This window comes from Pseudonocardia nantongensis, from assembly GCF_046546495.1.
GTDB classification, from domain to species: Bacteria; Actinomycetota; Actinomycetes; order Mycobacteriales; family Pseudonocardiaceae; genus Pseudonocardia; species Pseudonocardia nantongensis.
Window position 1 is genome coordinate 159431 of record NZ_JBKGXT010000003.1, and the last position, 16245, is coordinate 175675.

The following is a 16245-nucleotide window of genomic DNA, read 5'->3' on the forward strand; positions in this document are numbered from 1 at the left end:
ACCCGGTGAGCCGCTCCGGCTCGCATCCGGTCACCGCACCGATACGCACCGACGCCGTCGACCCGGCGGAATCCGAGACCTGGCTGGCGCATCGCCGTGCCCGGGTGTTCTGGGGTTCCGTGCTGGTCGCGGTGCTGGTCGGGCCGTCGTTGATCTGGATGCTGCGTGCCGGTCCGCAGCCGCCGCTGCACCACCTCTCGGTCCTCACCGGCCTGCTCGCGCTGTCCGGGATGGTCGTCGTCGCGGTGCTCCCGTCCCGGGTGCGGGCGCTGTCCCGGGCGCTCGGACTGGAGACGCTGCTCGGGCTGCACCGGCGGCTCGGCGTGATGGCCGGTGTGTTCGTCGCGCTGCACGTGGCGTGCGCGGTCGCCGACGACCCGTCCCGGGTCGGGCTGCTGGTGCCGATGCTCGCCCCCGGCCGCGGCCAGGCCGCGACGCTGGCCACGATCGCGCTCGGCACGCTGCTCGTGCTGGCGTTGCGCGGGATCCGCCCGGGCGGCACGCACGAGGTGTGGCGCTGGGTGCACCTGTCGCTGGCCGCGCTCGTCGTCGGCGGGGCGGCGCTGCACGTGCTGTGGCTGAACAACCTGGTCAACGACGCCGTCCTCGGCCCGGTGCTGGGGATGCTCGGCCTGCTGGTGCTCGTCGTCCTGGTGCTGCGCTGGGGCATGCGCGGGCTGGTCAACGACGACGGCGAGTTCCGGGTGGTCGTGGTGCGGCCGGAGAGTGCCACGGTCTCGACCCTGGTGCTGGAGCGCCGCGGCCGCCACACCGGCCCGTGGTTCGCTCCCGGCCAGTTCGCCTGGCTGCGGCTGGAGCGCTCGGCGGTGGAGGAACACCCGTTCACCATCGCCTCCAGCGCCGCCGACTCCGGCCGCGTCGAGTTCACCGTGCGGCACACCGGTGACTTCGCGTCCCGGCTGCGCACGCTGCGCCGCGGCTGGGCGGTCTGGGTGGACGGGCCGTACGGCTCCTTCACTCCGGACGCCGTGCCCTCGAGCGGGCTGGTGCTGATCGCCGGCGGGGTCGGCATCACGCCGATGATGAGCATGCTGCGCACCGCCGCCGACCGCGGCGACCGGCGGCCGTACCGCCTCGTCGTGCACGCCCGTGACCGCGCCGACCTGCTGTTCCGGGGCGAGCTCGCACACCTGCGGATGTGTCTGGATTTGCAGGTCACCGAGGTCCTGCGACGCCCGTCGCGGGACTGGGGCGGTGCCACCGGTCCGATCGACACCGGGTTGCTCGCCGCCGTCCTCACCGATCTCGGCAGCACACCCGGGCGCCCGGCCCCGCGACTCGACTACTTCATCTGCGGCCGCCCGCAGCTGGTCGCCGACGTGCTGGACACCCTCGGCTCGCTCGGCGTCCCGGACGACCGGGTGCACACCGAGCAGTTCGCCCAGGTCTGAACCACCCCGCTTCCCGAGGAGAGACGCTCATGTCCCGCCGGATCCCCGGCCCGCTGCGCTGGTCGATCCTGATCGCGCTGGCCGCCGTCGCCGCGGTCGCGCTGGCCCAATCCTGGGTCGGCACGCCGTCGGCGTCCGGCCAGGGCTGGACCCAGACCCAGTGGGGCCCGCTCGGCCCCGCCGACCGCGACCTGCTCGAGAAGGTCCGCCTCGCCGGACTCTGGGAGGGCCCGACCGGCCAGCAGGGTGAGCAGCAGGCCAGTGCGCCCGCCGTCCGCGACGTCGCCCGCAAAGTCGGCGTCGAGCACCACGAGCTGGACACCCAGGTCCGCGCGACCGCCGAACAGCTCGGCGTGCTGCTGCCGAGCAGGCCGAGCGACCAGCAGATCGGCTGGATGAACGACCTGACCGCGCGCACCGGCACCGACTACGACCGGCAGTTCGTGCAGATCCTGCGCGGCGCGCACGGCAGCGTGCTGCCGCTGATCACCGAGGTGCGGGTCGGTACCCGCAACGAGCTGATGCGCCGGTTCGCGACCCAGGCCGACGCCTACGTCACCCGGCACATCGGCTACCTGGAGTCCACCGGACTGGTCGACTACTCGAGCCTGCCCGCGCCGCCCGACCCGGTCGCGGCCGACGGCCGCAGCGCCGGCGACATCGTGGTCCCGGCCGTGGTGGTCGCGCTCGCGTTGCTCGCCGCAGGTGGGCTGGTCACCACGCTGCACCGGCGTGGCCGCCCGGCCGCGCCCGGTCGGTCGGACCCGCTCGGTCCGGTCCGCGGCCTGATCCCCGCGCCCCGGCGCTCCCGCGACGGCGCCGCACCCGCCCCGCCCGGGCAGCCGGTCGGCCCACCGGACCCGTGGGACGAGCTCGCCCGCGTCCCGTCCGTCGGTGTCCCCGCCGACGATCCGGTCCCCGCCACCACGCTCGCCGAGCCGGAACAGCCGGCCGGCCGACACCCCGACCCGCCTGCCGCGGCCGCTCCCCGGCACCGCATGCGGACCTCCCCGAGGAGCCGACACCGATGACCCCCGACTCCCGCACCGCCTGCCTAATCCTGCCGACCCCGCAGGAGGCCTCGGACGCGGTGCCCGAACCGGCGTTCTCCGAGGCCACGGAGGACGGCGGAGGCTGCCAGACGCCCGCGTTCGACTCCGTCCGGATCGAGGTCGGCTGACCTCCGGGTCGGTCGAGGGGAGAGGAGAGGAGCCAGCATGCGGATCAGCGGACCCGTGGTCACCCTGGCGGCGGTCGCGGCCGTCGGCGCGGGCGTGGCCGGGATGAACGTCGTCCTCACCGCGGCACCGGAACCGCCGGTCGTCGACCAGGGCACCGGCGAAAGGTCACTGGGAACCGGCTACGGCGAGGCCCCGGCCGCTCCCGCGGCCCCGGCTGCCCAGCCCGCCCCCGCGGCACCGGCTGCCGCGCAGGGCACGAAGGCTTTCGCCGGCCGGACCGCGGGCGACGAGGTCACCGTGCAGGTGACGGTCGAGAACGGGCAGGCCAGGGCCTACGTGTGCAATCCGGACAAGGGCATCGAGGCCTGGTCGGAGGGGCCGGTGCAGGACGGCCGGTTCTCGCTCGCCGGACGGGACGGTGCCGCGCTCGAGGGCAGCACCGACGGGGCCGCCTGGTTCGGCACCGCCACCGCCGACGGGAAGAGCTGGCCGTTCGCCGCCGCAGGGACCTCCCCGGACAACGGCGCACCGGACCGCGATTCGGACAACGGCTCCGGCGGCTCCCGCGGCTCCGGTGGCTCCGGCGGGTCCGGTGCTTCCGGCGCCGGGGGCGGTTACTGATGCGCCGCCGCACCCCGCACGCCCGCCACTCGACCGGTCGGCACGTCGATCGAGACGGCACCGATCCGCACGGCATCCCGCGGATCCCGCCCGACGTCGGCCTCGGACCGGTCCCGACCGAGGCCGGTGCCGGGTTCCCGCCCGCGGCCGGTCCCGGGGGCCCGGCCGACGGGATCCCCGGCCCCCGTCCGGCGGACGGGATTCCCGGGTCGCGGTCGCCCGGATGGGAGCACGACCCGGGCCGCGACGACCGGTGGGCACCCGGACCGGTCCCGGCGGCGGCCGGCCTCCCGGGCCACACGTCCGACCCGGACGGCGACGATCCGGGCGGGTCCGGGCCGGGCGGCACGCAGGCGGCCCGGCGGTGGGCCGGACCGGGCCGGGCCACCGGCCCACCCGAGCGTCCGCGCCCGGAGCGTCCGCCGCGCGATGGTCCGCCCCGGAACCCGCTGCCCCGGAACCCGCTGCCCCGGAACCCCCTGCCCCGGAACCCGCAGCCCCGACGTGGGGACGACGGCCCCGCGATCCCATCGGCCCGCAGGCCGTGGGAGGAGCCGGCCCCGTCCGGCCCGCCCGACGACCCCTACGGTGAGCAGCTCTACGGCTACCGCGGCCCCGTGCCGAACCCCGTCGACGGCACCGGGCCGAGCGGCACCCGTCACCACGAGCCGCGGCACGACCCCCGGTTGGAGGATCCGCGGTACGACGACCCGCGGTACGACGACCCGCCCGACGACGGGCCCGGATCCGGCGGCTCGATCGCCGGCGTACCCGGGGAGCGCGCCGGGTGGGCCGAGACCCCCGGTGCTCCGGACGACGACCCGGCACCGGCTGCCCCGTCCGCGCACCGGGTCCGGCGTCCGTACGGCGGCCGTGCCGCCGTCTCCCGGCCCGGGCACCGGTCCGCACCGCCGGAACCCGGCCCCGGCGACGGGGCCACCGCGACCGGACCGCCGATCCGGCTGATCGCGGTCCCGGCCGCGGTCGGCGCGCTGGTCGCGGTGGCGCTCGGCGTGTGGGCCCGCCAGCACGAGGGCACTGGCGTCGCGGTGAACCTGGCCGGGTTCTCCAGCGGTGGCGCGGCGAAGGCGTGGCTCGGCTCGCTCGCCCTGCTGCTGGCCGTCGTGCAGGGCGTCACCGGGCGGATGCTGCACCGCGGCGACCCGCTGCTCGGCACCGTGCACCGCTGGACCGGCCGGGCCGCGGTGCTGGTCACAGTGCCCGTGGCCGTCCAATGCCTGTACGCGTTCGGCTGGTCCGGCGCGACGACGTCGGCGCTGCTGCACTCGTTGCTCGGCTGCGTGTTCTACGGCGCGTTCGTGACCAAGATGCTGCTGCTGCGCCGGCCCGGCGTGCCCGGCTGGATGCTCGCCACCTGTGGCGGGCTGCTGCTGGCGGTGCTCGCCGGCGTCTGGCTGACCTCGGCGCTGTGGTTCTTCACCGGCCACGGCCTGTCCTTCTGACCGAGCCCGACCACTCCTGCGACCCGGAGGAACGATGTCCCCGATCACCCGCCGCGGGCTGCTCACCGCGACCGGCGCGCTCTGCGTGGCCGGCTGCACCGGCTGCGCCACCTACGGCACGCCCCGCGACGCCGCCCCGGCGCCCGCTCCCGGGGGTAACGGGCCCGGCCCGCCCGCCACGCAGGGCGTTGCCGCGTCCGACGTCCCGGTCGGCGGCGGCCGGGTGCTCGCCGAGCAGGGCGTCGTCGTCACCCAGCCGGAAGCCGGGACGTTCGCCGCGTTCGGCGCCGTCTGCCCGCACCAGGGCTGCCTGGTCGACCAGGTCACCGACGCCGGGATCACCTGCCCGTGCCACGGCAGCGTGTTCGCGCTCGCCGACGGCGCCCCGCTGGAGGGGCCGGCCACTTCCGGCCTGGAACCCCGGCAGGTCAGCGTGGCCGGGGACCGGGTCGTCCCGGCCTGAGCGACGTCCCGGGGGGTCCGGCACGGAAGATCGGCTCCGTGGCTGCCGGATCGGCGACCGCCCGGTCAGCCGAGGGTGAACGGGTCGCGGGTGCCGCCGGAGAGTTCCACCCAGACGGCCTTCTCCTCCAGGTACTCGTCGACGGCGTGCAGCCCGTTCTCCCGGCCGAGCCCGGAGTGCCCGAACCCGCCGAACGGCACGTTCGGTGCCACCACCCGGTACGCGTTGATCCACACCGAGCCGGCCCGGATCCGCCCGGCGACCCGGTGCGCACGGTGCACGTCCTTCGTCCACACCGCACCGGCCAGGCCGTACGGGGTGTCGTTGGCCAGCTTCACCGCCTCGTCCTCGTCGGTGAAGGTGAGCGCGGCCAGCACCGGGCCGAAAACCTCCTCCCGGTACACGGTGGACTCGGGTGTGACGCCGGTGATCACCGTCGGTTGCACGAAGTAGCCGCCGAGCGAGTCCTCGGCCGCGCCGCCGTAGGCCAGGGTGTTGCCGTCCGCCATGGCGGCGTCGAGGTAGCCGAGCACCTTCTCGTACTGCGGGCCGTTCGCGACCGGCCCCATCTCGGTGTCCTCGGCGTTCGGGTCGCCCAGCTTGATCCGCCGGGCGCGCTCACCGATCAGCCGGACCAGCTCGTCGTGCACGTCGGCGTGCACGATCAGCCGGGAACCGGCCATGCAGGTCTGCCCGGTCGCGGCGAACACCCCCGCGATGACGCCGTTCGCGGCGGCCTCCAGATCGGCGTCCGGGAACACCACCTGCGGGGACTTGCCGCCCAGTTCCAGGGTGACCTTGTTGATGTTCTCCGCGGCGGCCTTCGCGATCGCCCGCCCGGTCGCGGTGGACCCGGTGAAGGCCACCTTGTCGACACCCGGGTGCGCGGCCAGGTGCGCCGCGGTGTCCCGGTCGTTCGTGGACACCACGTTCACCACGCCCGCCGGGATGCCGGCCTGCTCGATCAGCTCGGCGAACCGCAGCGTGGAGGCGGGCGAGTGCTCGGACGGCTTGACCACGATGGTGCAGCCGGCGGCCAGCGCCGGTGCGAGCTTCCAGGTCATCAGCAGCAGCGGCGAGTTCCACGGGGTGATCGCCGCGACCACCCCGACCGGCTCCTTGCGGGTGTAGACCAGGTAGTCCGGGTTCGGCGAGGGGATCTGGCGGCCCTCGACGGTCGTCGCGACGCCGGCGAAGTAGTGGTACCAGCCGCCCAGGCCGTTCAGCTGGCCGATCATCTCCCGGTAGAGCTTGCCGGAGTCGTTGACCTCGGTCCGGGCCAGCGCCTCGGCGTTCTCGGTGACCAGGTCACCGAGCCGGCGCAGGCAGCCGGCCCTGGCGAACGCCGTCGTCGAGCCCCACTCACCATCCAGAGCGGACCGAGCAGCAGCGACGGCGGTGTCCACATCGGCCGGGCGGGAGTCCGGAACCGACGCCCAGGCCCGTCCGGTGTAGGGGTTCTGGGTCTCGAACGTCGCGCCGGACGCCGCGTCGGCGGGCTTCCCGCCGATCGTCATCCGGAACATCTCGAGCTCGGCCATCACGGTCCTCCTCGGTGCTGCGCTGCCTCCAGGAGTGACCCTACGAACTCGGGTTCCGCCGCGCACCGGGCGAGCGGGCAGGATGGCGGGCATGGCACCGCTACAGCTGCACCACACCTCCGACGGCCCGGCGGATGCCCCGGTCGTCCTGTTCGGCCCGTCGCTGGGCACCGACCTGCACCTGTTCGACGCCCAGGTCGCCGCCCTGTCCGACCGGTACCGCTGCGTCCGGTTCGACCTGCCCGGGCACGGGTCGTCGCCGGACGTGGACGGCGACCTGGCGATCGCCGACCTGGCCGAGGGCGCGCTGGCGGCCGCGGCTGCCGAGGGCGTCGAGCGGTTCCACTACGTCGGCGTCTCGATCGGCGGCGCCATCGGGCAGTGGCTCGCCGTGCACGCCGGCGACCGGGTGCGCAGCATCGCGGTGCTCGCGACGGCGGCCCGGTTCCCCAACCCGGACGCCTGGCCGCAGCGCGCCGCCACCGTGCGCGCCGAGGGGACCGGGACGATGGTCGCCAGCCGCCCGGGCACCTGGTACGTCGAGGACTGGGCGCGGCGCGACCCGGCGGGGGAGAAGCGGCTGCTGGACATGCTGCGCGCCACGCGGCCGGAGAGCTACGCCGCCTGCTGCGCCGCGATCGGCGCCTTCGACGTCCGCGCCGACCTGGGCTCGGTGTCGGTGCCCACGCTGGCGGTGGCCGGCGCCGACGACCCGGCCACGCCGCCGTCGAGCCTGCGCGAGATCGCCGAGGGCATCCCCGGCGCCCGCTACGCCGAGGTCGCCGACGCCGCGCACCTGCTCAACGTCGAGCGCCCCGACGAGGTCAACACCCTCCTCGCCGACCACCTGCACGCCCAGCCCCGACCCCGGGTCATGGGGCCCTGACGCGCAAGACGTCCACCGGAAACCGCGTTGTGCAGCCACGGTGCGTGAGGGTGGAGGGCGTGCCGGCTGGGGCGTCAGCCGGTGGCGCGGGCGCGGCGGGCCCGGTAGGCGGCGACGTGCGCGCGGTTCGCGCAGTTGCCGGTGTCGCAGAACCGCTTGGAACGGTTGCGGGACAGGTCGACCAGCACGGCGTCGCAGTCGTCGCCCGCGCAGCGCCGGAGCCGGGACAGGTCGTCGCCGCGGACCAGGTCGGCGACCGCCATCGCCACCTCGGCGCCGATCCGGTGCGCCAGCGGCGCGCGCCGCGGCGTCACGTGCAGGTGCCAGTCCCAGCCGTCGTGCCGGGCCAGGTGCGGACGCGCGTCGGTCTCGTCGAGCAGGTCGTTCACCAGCTCGACGGTCCGATCCCGGTCCGGCTCGCCGTCCCGGTCCGGCGCGGGCCAGAGCGCGGCCAGTCGCTCCCGCAGGTCCCGCACCGACCGCCGCTCGGCCTCGGTGTGCGCGCGGTCGCCGGTGTAGGGCTGCCCGTCCAGCCAGGCATCGAACGCCTCCTGGCCGTCCAGGACGTCGGTCTCGGTCGACGCGGTGTTCACCAGGGACGCGGCCGCGGCGAGCACGATCTGTGTGTCATGGGCGAATTCCATGTTGACCCCTGACATCGTCTGTTCCTAGTGTCAGGAGTCTATGACTACTTCGGTCGTGACTCGGAGGCCCATGGCTCGCGGGCTCGTATGGGCGCTCGTCTCGGCCGCCGCGTACGGATTCTCCGGTCCACTGGGTTCGGCGTTCCTGGAGGCGGGCTGGTCCCCGGGACTGACGACGCTGCTGCGCATCGCGGGCACCGCGATCCTGCTGCTCCCGGTCACGCTGGTGCTGCTGCGCCGGCATCCGCTGAGCGGCGGGGGCGCGCGCAAGGTCCTGCTCTACGGCCTGGCCGCGGTCGCGGGCGTCCAGCTGTGCTTCTTCCAGGCCCTGCAGCACCTCTCGGTCGGGGTGGCGCTGCTGCTCGAGTTCCTGGCCCCGGTCCTGCTGGTCGGCTGGACCTGGTTGCGCACCCGCCGCACCCCGGCCGCGATCACCCTCGTCGGCTGCCTGGTGTCGCTGGCCGGGCTGGTGTTCGTCGTCGACCCGTTCGGCCCGCAGCGGGTGGACGTCGTCGGGATCCTGTGGGGTGTGGCCTCGGCGGTGTGCGTCTGCGTGTACTTCCTGCTCCCCGGCGGCGGTGACGACGAGGGTGGTGTCCCACCGATGCTGATGATCTCCGGCGCGATGATGGTCGGGGCGGTGGCGCTGACCGTGACCGGCCTGACCGGGATCACCCCGTGGGAGGTGGGTGCACCGACCGGGACGCTGGCCGGCGTCGAGGTGGGCTGGCCGGTCCTGCTGGCGATGATGGTCGTGCTCGCGACGGCGCTGCCCTACGTGACCGGGATCATCGGCATCCGGCTGCTGGACACCCGGGTGGCGTCGTTCGTGGGGTTGTCCGAGGTCATGTTCGGGGTGATCGGGGCCTGGCTGCTGGTCGCCCAGACACCGAGCCCGACCCAGCTCTTCGGTGGCCTGCTGATCCTGGCCGGCATCGTGCTGATCCGCCGCGCCGAGACCCGGGCCCCCGTCGTCCCCGCCGAGCTCGCCGCCGGAGCCTGAGGCCGACCGCGTTCGCACGGGTTCGCCGCGTTCACACGGGATCGGATCCCGTGCGAACGACGAGAACCCGTGTGAACCGGCGAGTAGCGCGGCGATCGTGATCGGCGACTCTGGGATCACCCGTCGGTGGATGTGGCCGGGCGTTGCTGCCGGGCTCGGTGTTCGTTGCACGGGCATCGGCGCTCCCCGGCGCCGCCGCTCCCCGCGCACCCGGCCCCGACCGGGACGAAAGAGGCACACGTGTCCGAGGCCCGGTACGTCACCAGCTCCTACTGCCTGGACGGGGACTGTGTCGCCGTCGCGGCCGACGCCGGTGGCGGCGTGGTCCTGAAGGACACCAAGGGCTCGGGGACGCTGTCGTTCACCGCCGACGAGTGGTCGGCGTTCCTCGCCGGTGTGCGCGCCGGGGAGTTCGACGACGCCCGGCTGCGCGGCTGAGGGTCACCGCCGCGCGAGCGAGGAGATGAGCTCGCGCGAGCGCTCCGGGTCCAGGGCGCGGTCGGTCACCGCGCGCCAGATCGCCTGGTAGAGGGCCACGTCGTCGGTGGCGTCGACGTAGGTGTCGTCCCCCGTGCTCTCGACGTTGACCACCGGCCAGTCGGTCACCGGGTCGCGTGGCTCGAAGATCGAGAACGTGCTGCTCGCCGGCGTCCACCCCCGGGCCAGGGGCAGCACCTGGAGCGTGATGTTCGGCTGCTCCGAGCGGCGCACGAGCTCGTGCAGCTGCTCGTCGAGGACGTCCCGGTCCTCGCAGCGGTGCAGCGCCACCTCGTCGAGCACCGCGTGCAGCTCGAGCGGCGGCACGTCCTCCCGGTCGACGGCGATGACCTCCTGCCGTCCGAGCCGGATGTCGACGAAACGACGCCGCTCCGGCGCCGGCTGGTCCGGGAGTGCGCCGGCCAGCGTGGTCAGGGCGTAGGCCTCGGTCTGCAGCAGCCCGGGTACCGGCAGGCTGAACCCGTACTTGGCCCTGGCCTCGGTCTCCAGCGAGATCAGCATGTCCAGGTCGGACACGGTGATGGCGGAGGTGAAGGGCTGCCACCAGCCCGGCGACTTCGCCTCGCCGGCCCAGTCCATGACCTGCCGGCGGACGTCGTCGGTGGCGCGGTAGGTCTCGAGCAGGTCGCGGACGTCGCGCAGCTTCGGCTCGACCTGTCCGGTCTCGATCCGGGACAGCTTGGACGGCGACACCTCCAGCTGCCTCGCCACCTGCGACAGCTGGAGATCGCGGCCGACGCGGAGCTGCTTGAGCACGTGGCCGAGCCGCCTGCGGATGACGACGGGGCCGTGCGCCACGGTCATGCCACCGACCTCCTCGCGTGCCGTCCCGTGGCGAGCCTACTCACGCCGGTCCCCGTGCAATTGCACAACGACATCGCATTCCTCCGCGACGCCCGCGGCGGGCCGGCCGACTCCGTGCCGACTGCCCGCTGCGCGAGCAGGCCGGCTGCTCGCCGAGTGAGCAGGGCCGACTGGCCGCCGCGCGAGCGGTCAGCCGGTCCAGGAGAACAGCGGGTCGCCCGGCGCGACGGCGCCGTCCGCCCCCCGCACCGTGCTGCCCGGTTCGGCCTCCATCAGCACGACCGGCGTGATCGGCGACAGCCCGCGGGAGCGGACCCGGTCGGAGTCCATCGCGGCGACCGGGTCACCGGCGGCGACCTCGTCGCCCTCGGACACCCGCACGGTGAACACGTCGTCGAGCCCGACGGTGTCGATGCCCAGGTGCACGAGCACCCCCGCGCCGTCGGCCGTGACCACCACGAACGCGTGCGGGTGCAGTTTCGCCAGCCTCCCCGCGACCGGCGCAACGACGTCGACGACGCCCGCGCCCGGCTCGATCGCGAGCCCGGCGCCGAGCATCTGCTCGGCGAACACCGCGTCCGGCACCTCGGTCAGCGGCAGCACCCGCCCGGCCAGCGGGGCGGTGACGCGCACGGTCACAGCAGGTCCCCGATGTCGTCGGCGAGCATGTCCGCCTCCGGACCGACGACGACCTGCACCACCGTCCCGGACAGCACCACGCCGTGCGCCAGCTTCTTCAGTGCGGCCTCGTCGACCCGCGCCGGATCGCGGACCTCGGTCCGCAACCGGGTGATGCAGCCCTCGATGTCGGCGACGTTCGCCGCCCCGCCGAGCCCGGCGAGGATCGCCGCGGCCTTGTCGTCCGCCATCGTTACTCCTCCGTACGGCTGATTCGTTGACACCGTTCGGTGCACTGCGAAAGGTTTCAATGCCCCAGCGCCGCACCGAACGTGAGGTTAGCCATGACCGCCTCGACCGCCGAGCCCCGGCGAGGACTCGCCGGGCTGCAACGCCTCGGCCGCAGCCTGATGCTCCCCATCGCTGCGCTACCGGCGGCGGGTCTGCTCAACCGTCTCGGACAGGACGACCTGCTGGGCCGGTTCGAGGCGCTCTCCGGGGTCGCGACGGTGATCGGCGCGGCCGGGGGAGCCCTGTTCGACAACCTCGGGCTGATCTTCGCGGTCGGCATCGCGATCGGCTGGGCGAAGCGGGCGGACGGCTCGACCGCGCTGGCCGCGGTCGTCGGGTACCTGGTGCTGCAGGGCGTGTTCGAGGCGATGAGCCCACTGGTGCTGCCCGGGCGGGTCGACTCCGACGGCGCCCAGGAACTGATCGACTACGGGGTGCTCGGCGGAATCCTGGTCGGCCTGATCGCCGCCGTGCTGTGGCAGCGTTACCACCGGATCAAGCTCCCGACCTACCTGGCGTTCTTCGGTGGACGGCGGTTCGTGCCGATCCTCACCGCGGTCGTCGTGATGGTGCTCGCCGCGGTGCTCGGCGTCATCTACCCGCTGTTCGACGCCGGGCTCACCGGTCTCGGCCAGGCGATCACCGCGAACGCCGTGATCGGCGGCGGGATCTACGGCTTCGCCAACCGGATGCTGATCCCGCTCGGCCTGCACCACATCCTGAACTCGGTCGTCTGGTTCGTGATCGGCGACTTCGACGGCGCCCGCGGCGACCTCGACCGGTTCTTCGCCGGCGACCCGGAGGCCGGGATCTTCATGACCGGGTTCTTCCCGATCATGATGTTCGCGCTGCCCGCCGCGGCGCTGGCGATCTGGCACGAGGCGCACCCGACGCAGCGCAAGGTCACCGGCGGGATCATGCTGTCGGTGGCGCTGACCGCGTTCGTCACCGGGATCACCGAGCCGCTGGAGTTCGCGTTCCTGTTCGTCGCGTGGCCGCTGTACGTGATCCACGCGGTCCTCACCGGGACCTCGCACATGCTGGTCAACGCTCTGGGGATCCGGGACGGCTTCAGCTTCAGCGCGGGTGCCATCGACTACTTGATCAACTTCGGCCAGGCGACGCGGCCGCTGTGGTTGATCCCGATCGGGCTGGGCTACGCCGTCGTCTACTACCTGCTGTTCCGGTTCGTGATCCGGCGCTGGAACCTGCGCACGCCGGGCCGGGAGGAACCGGAGGCCGGCGACGCCGTGCCGGCCGGGGGGACGGCGGTCGACCCGGGCGCCACCGACGCCGGTGGGGCCGGTACCGGCGGCCCGGAGCCCGGGGGTGGACCGGGACCCGGGTCGGGCTCGGCGGGGCGGGAGGACCGGTCGTGAGCGCCGCGGAGCGCACCGCGGTCGTCGCGTCCGAGGTGGGGCTGCACGCCCGCCCGGCCGCCGTCTTCGCCCGCGCGGCCAAGGCGACCGGGATGCCGGTGACCATCGCCCTCGACGGTGGCGACCCGGTCGACGCGGCCAGCGTGCTGTCCGTGCTGACCCTCGGCGTCGAATCGGGGCAGCGGGTCGTGCTGCGCGCCGAGGGCGACGGCGCCGAGGCCGCCCTGGACCGGCTGGCGTCGTTGCTCGAATCGGCCGAGTAGCGGCCGGCCGGGCGTCAGCCGGCGGCGCGGACGGCGCCGGTGAGGGCGTCCGGGGTGGGCTGGTCGATCTGCTGCCCGTTCACCTTCACCGTCGGCGTCCCGGACAGCCCGTCCTTCGACGCCTGGCTGGTCAGCTCCCCGGCCCAGCCGGCGTAGCGCTGGTCGGCGACGCACGACGCGAAGTCCGGCCCGCCCCCTGCCTGCTGACCGAGCTCGGCCAGCCGGTCGTTCGTCAGCCCGGGCGACCCCTCGGCCGGCTGGTTGTCGTAGAGCAGCTTCGCGAACTGCGGGAACATCCCGTCGGCGGCGGCACAGCCGGAGGCGGCCGAGGCCCGGGTCGAGTACCGGTCCGGCGAGGTCCGGTCCAGGATCGCGACCGGGTGGTAGACCACCCGCGCCTGCCCGGAGTCGCGCAGCTGGTCGACGGTCTGCCCGGAGAGCTGCTCGAACTGGCGGCAGGCCGGGCACTGGAAGTCCAGGTAGACGTCGATGGTGGCCTCGGCGTCCGCGGATCCCACCGCTACGCCCTCGGCCGAGGCGTTCGGCGGAATGACGACGTCGGCGGGCCGGGTCTTCGCGTACACGCCGGCGCCGACCAGTACCGCGAACACCGCCACGACGACGACGCCGATCACCGTCGCCTGGGACGGGCCCTGCCGGGCGGTGAGCGGGTTCTTCCTGCCGGTGCCCATCGGCCGTCCTTCCTGTCGATCCTTCCATCCCTGTTGTACGCCGCAACGAAGGTGGCTCCGCGAGCGGCCCGCCGCCGGCCGGTTCCGCAAGTCACGGAGACCGGGTTCGAAATCTCCGACGACGTGTAGAACCATTGTCGGTGTGAGTACCGGTACCGAGCGGGCCGCCGCAGCGGATGCGGACGTCCGCACCGTCGAACTGCGGGTCGAGGGCATGACCTGCGCCGCCTGCGTCGGCCGGGTGGAGCGCAAGCTCGGCAAGCTGGACGGGGTCCGGGCCGCGGTCAACCTGGCTACCGAGCGGGCACTCGTCGAGTACCCGGCGGGCACCGAGGTGTCCACGCTGGTCGAGACGGTGCAGAAGGCCGGCTACGACGCCGGGGAAGTCCGGCCCGACGCCGCCGACACCGGCGACCGGGCGACCGAGGACGACACCGCGCTGCGCCGGCTGCGGACGCGGATGGCGGTCGCGCTGATCCTGTTCATCCCGCTCGCCGACCTGTCGCTGGCGATGTCGCTGGTGCCCTCGCTGCGCTTCCCGTTCTGGCAGTGGGTGGTCGTCGCGCTGGCCCTGCCGGTGGTGGTGTGGGCGGCCTGGCCGTTCCACCGCACGGCGTTCGTGAACCTGCGGCACGGCACCACCTCGATGGACACGCTGGTCTCGCTCGGGGTGATCGCGGCGTCCGCGTGGTCGTTGGGCGGGCTGGCATTCGTCGACGACGCCCGTGCGCTGACCGGGTGGGACGCGGTGCTGCACCCGACCGGCCCGCTGTACCTGGAGGTCGCGGCCGGTGTGACGACGTTCGTGCTGGCCGGGCGGTACTTCGAGGCCCGCGCCCGGCGCACCGCGGGTCGGGTGATGCGCTCGCTGGCGGCGCTGGAGACCGACGAGGTCACCGTTCTCGTCGGCGACACGGGAAGCGACACGGGAAGTGACACGGGAAGGGACACGGAGAGGACCGTCCCGGTCGGACGCCTGCGGGTCGGTGACCGGTTCCTGGTCCGGCCGGGCGAGCGGATCGCGGCCGACGGCGTCGTCGAGACCGGGCGCGCGGCAGTGGACACCAGCGCGATGACCGGCGAGCCGGTGCCGGTCGAGGTCGGCCCGGACGACCGGGTCACCGGCGGCACGATCGCCTCCGGCGGACGCCTGGTGGTGGTCGCGGAGCAGGTCGGCGCGGACACCCGGCTGGCCCGGATGATCGCCGCCGTCGAGCGGGCGCAGACCGGCAAGTCCGCGACCCAGCGTTTGGCGGACCGGGTGTCGGCGGTGTTCGTGCCGATCGTGCTGGGCTGCGCGCTGCTGACCCTGCTCGGCTGGCTGCTCGCCGGCGCCGGCTGGACAGGGGCGATCGCGCCCGCGATCGCCGTCGTGATCATCGCCTGCCCGTGCGCGCTGGGCCTGGCGACGCCGACCGCGCTGATGGTGGCCACCGGTCGCGGCGCCGAGCTGGGCATCTTCGTGAAGGGCTACCGGGCGCTGGAGACCACCCGCGCCGTGGACACCGTGGTGCTGGACAAGACCGGGACGCTGACGACCGGGACGATGACCGTCGCCGACGTCGCGGTCACCGCCGGGACCGACCGGGACCTGCTGCTGGCCCGTGCGGCCGCCGTCGAGGCCGGGTCCGAGCACGCGATCGCCGCCGCGGTCCGCGCGCACGCCTCCGCCGCCGGGCTCGCGGTGCCGGAGGTGGACGACTTCGTCGCGCTGCCCGGGCTGGGCGCCCGCGGGGTGGTGGGCGGGACGACCGTCACCGTCGGCCGGCCGCCGGACGACCCGGGGGAGCTGGGCGAGCGGATCGCGGCGTGGGAGGCCGGCGGGCACACGGTCGTCGTGGTGCACACCGGTGACGATCTCGCCGCCGCGATCGCGCTGACCGACCCGGTGAAGGAGTCCGCGCCGGTCGCGGTCGCCGAGCTGGTCGCCGCGGGCCTGCGACCGGTGCTGCTGACCGGCGACCGCCCGGCGGCCGCGCACGCCGTCGCCGCGACCTGCGGGATCACCGAGGTCGTCGCCGGGACGCTGCCGGACGGCAAGGTCGACCACGTCCGGGCGCTGCAGGAGCAGGGGCGCACGGTGGCGATGGTCGGGGACGGCGTGAACGACGCCGCCGCGCTCGCCACCGCGGACCTCGGCGTCGCGGTCGGGTCGGGGACCGATGTCGCGCTGGAGGCCGCCGACGTCGTCCTGGTCCGGGACGACCTGCGGGTGCTCCCGGCGACCGTCGAGCTGGCCCGGGCGACGATGAGCACCATCCGCGGCAACCTGTGGTGGGCGTTCGGTTACAACGTCGCGGCGATCCCGGTCGCGATGGCCGGGCTGCTCAACCCGCTGCTGGCCGGCGCCGCGATGGCGCTCTCGTCGTTCCTGGTGGTGACCAACAGCCTGCGCCTGCGCAAGGCCGCGAGCTGGGCCGACGCGACCCTCGGCCCGGTCCGCGCGACCCCGTCCGAGGACGAGCACGCGGCCGCCTGACGGAGCC

The 16245-nt window shown here is 74.4% G+C and carries 18 protein-coding genes; 12 read left to right on the plus strand and 6 right to left on the minus strand.

Translation table 11 applies throughout. The annotated features are described in order from the left end of the window. Window positions 1-5: 5 nt before the first annotated feature. From ACLFMI_RS04500 to ACLFMI_RS04525, 6 genes are all read left to right on the plus strand, one after another. Window positions 6-1412: a ferredoxin reductase family protein gene (locus ACLFMI_RS04500; protein WP_410946444.1), complete on the plus strand. Its 1407-nt coding sequence runs from the start codon at window positions 6-8 to the stop codon at window positions 1410-1412. Window positions 1413-1441: 29 nt separating this feature from the next. After that, window positions 1442-2443 (plus strand): DUF4142 domain-containing protein, encoded by a 1002-nt coding sequence (locus ACLFMI_RS04505; RefSeq protein ID WP_410946445.1) that lies wholly within the window; start codon window positions 1442-1444, stop codon window positions 2441-2443. Next, window positions 2440-2592, plus strand: coding sequence for a hypothetical protein (locus tag ACLFMI_RS04510; RefSeq protein WP_410946446.1), 153 nt, complete (start codon window positions 2440-2442; stop codon window positions 2590-2592). The genes ACLFMI_RS04505 and ACLFMI_RS04510 overlap by 4 nt, the downstream gene beginning before the upstream one ends. 37 nt (window positions 2593-2629) lie before the next feature. Next, on the plus strand, window positions 2630-3214 hold the full coding sequence (locus ACLFMI_RS04515) for a hypothetical protein (protein ID WP_410946447.1): 585 nt from the start codon (window positions 2630-2632) through the stop codon (window positions 3212-3214). A 617-nt stretch (window positions 3215-3831) separates the two neighbouring features. After that, complete coding sequence (locus tag ACLFMI_RS04520; protein ID WP_410946448.1) at window positions 3832-4677, plus strand: DUF6529 family protein; 846 nt, start codon at window positions 3832-3834, stop codon at window positions 4675-4677. Between the two features lie 34 nt (window positions 4678-4711). Then, window positions 4712-5140, plus strand: coding sequence for a Rieske (2Fe-2S) protein (locus ACLFMI_RS04525; RefSeq protein ID WP_410946449.1), 429 nt, complete (start codon window positions 4712-4714; stop codon window positions 5138-5140). A gap of 65 nt (window positions 5141-5205) precedes the next feature. On the opposite strand, the gene ACLFMI_RS04530 is transcribed toward ACLFMI_RS04525, so the two are convergent. Then, the gene (locus ACLFMI_RS04530; protein WP_410946450.1) at window positions 5206-6681 is read right to left on the minus strand and encodes an aldehyde dehydrogenase; all 1476 of its coding nucleotides are present in this window, start codon (window positions 6679-6681) and stop codon (window positions 5206-5208) included. A 91-nt stretch (window positions 6682-6772) separates the two neighbouring features. Between ACLFMI_RS04530 and pcaD the strand changes: the two genes are divergently transcribed. Beyond that, window positions 6773-7567 (plus strand): 3-oxoadipate enol-lactonase, encoded by a 795-nt coding sequence (pcaD, locus tag ACLFMI_RS04535; RefSeq protein WP_410946451.1) that lies wholly within the window; start codon window positions 6773-6775, stop codon window positions 7565-7567. 74 nt (window positions 7568-7641) lie between these two features. Here pcaD and ACLFMI_RS04540 read toward each other — a convergent pair whose 3' ends face one another. Next, window positions 7642-8211, minus strand: coding sequence for a CGNR zinc finger domain-containing protein (locus ACLFMI_RS04540; protein WP_410946452.1), 570 nt, complete (start codon window positions 8209-8211; stop codon window positions 7642-7644). 70 nt (window positions 8212-8281) lie between these two features. On the opposite strand from ACLFMI_RS04540, the gene ACLFMI_RS04545 reads away from it, so the two are divergent. Together ACLFMI_RS04545 and ACLFMI_RS04550 are read left to right on the plus strand one after the other, a co-directional pair. Beyond that, the gene (locus ACLFMI_RS04545; protein ID WP_410946453.1) at window positions 8282-9214 is read left to right on the plus strand and encodes an EamA family transporter; all 933 of its coding nucleotides are present in this window, start codon (window positions 8282-8284) and stop codon (window positions 9212-9214) included. A 240-nt stretch (window positions 9215-9454) separates the two neighbouring features. Further along, the gene (locus tag ACLFMI_RS04550) at window positions 9455-9652 is read left to right on the plus strand and encodes a DUF397 domain-containing protein (RefSeq protein ID WP_410946454.1); all 198 of its coding nucleotides are present in this window, start codon (window positions 9455-9457) and stop codon (window positions 9650-9652) included. A gap of 3 nt (window positions 9653-9655) precedes the next feature. Here the strand turns inward: ACLFMI_RS04550 and ACLFMI_RS04555 are convergent, their stop codons facing one another. From ACLFMI_RS04555 to ACLFMI_RS04565, 3 genes are all read right to left on the minus strand, one after another. Then, entirely contained in the window at window positions 9656-10516 is an 861-nt protein-coding gene (locus tag ACLFMI_RS04555) for a helix-turn-helix domain-containing protein (RefSeq protein WP_410946455.1), read from the minus strand. 189 nt (window positions 10517-10705) lie between these two features. Next, the gene (locus ACLFMI_RS04560; RefSeq protein ID WP_410946456.1) at window positions 10706-11155 is read right to left on the minus strand and encodes a PTS sugar transporter subunit IIA; all 450 of its coding nucleotides are present in this window, start codon (window positions 11153-11155) and stop codon (window positions 10706-10708) included. Next, window positions 11152-11385, minus strand: a complete 234-nt coding sequence (locus tag ACLFMI_RS04565) for a glucose PTS transporter subunit EIIB (RefSeq protein ID WP_410946457.1) — start codon at window positions 11383-11385, stop codon at window positions 11152-11154. The genes ACLFMI_RS04560 and ACLFMI_RS04565 overlap by 4 nt, the downstream gene beginning before the upstream one ends. Window positions 11386-11478: 93 nt before the next feature. Between ACLFMI_RS04565 and ACLFMI_RS04570 the strand changes: the two genes are divergently transcribed. Further along, complete coding sequence (locus ACLFMI_RS04570; RefSeq protein WP_410946458.1) at window positions 11479-12804, plus strand: PTS transporter subunit EIIC; 1326 nt, start codon at window positions 11479-11481, stop codon at window positions 12802-12804. Next, window positions 12801-13067: an HPr family phosphocarrier protein gene (locus ACLFMI_RS04575; RefSeq protein WP_410946459.1), complete on the plus strand. Its 267-nt coding sequence runs from the start codon at window positions 12801-12803 to the stop codon at window positions 13065-13067. Before ACLFMI_RS04570 ends, ACLFMI_RS04575 begins: the two co-directional genes overlap by 4 nt. A gap of 14 nt (window positions 13068-13081) precedes the next feature. On the opposite strand, the gene ACLFMI_RS04580 is transcribed toward ACLFMI_RS04575, so the two are convergent. Next, the gene (locus ACLFMI_RS04580) at window positions 13082-13759 is read right to left on the minus strand and encodes a DsbA family protein (protein ID WP_410946460.1); all 678 of its coding nucleotides are present in this window, start codon (window positions 13757-13759) and stop codon (window positions 13082-13084) included. A gap of 142 nt (window positions 13760-13901) precedes the next feature. Here ACLFMI_RS04580 and ACLFMI_RS04585 point away from each other — a divergent pair, with 142 nt between their 5' ends. Next, window positions 13902-16238 (plus strand): heavy metal translocating P-type ATPase, encoded by a 2337-nt coding sequence (locus tag ACLFMI_RS04585; protein ID WP_410946461.1) that lies wholly within the window; start codon window positions 13902-13904, stop codon window positions 16236-16238. The last annotated feature ends 7 nt before the right edge of the window (window positions 16239-16245 follow it).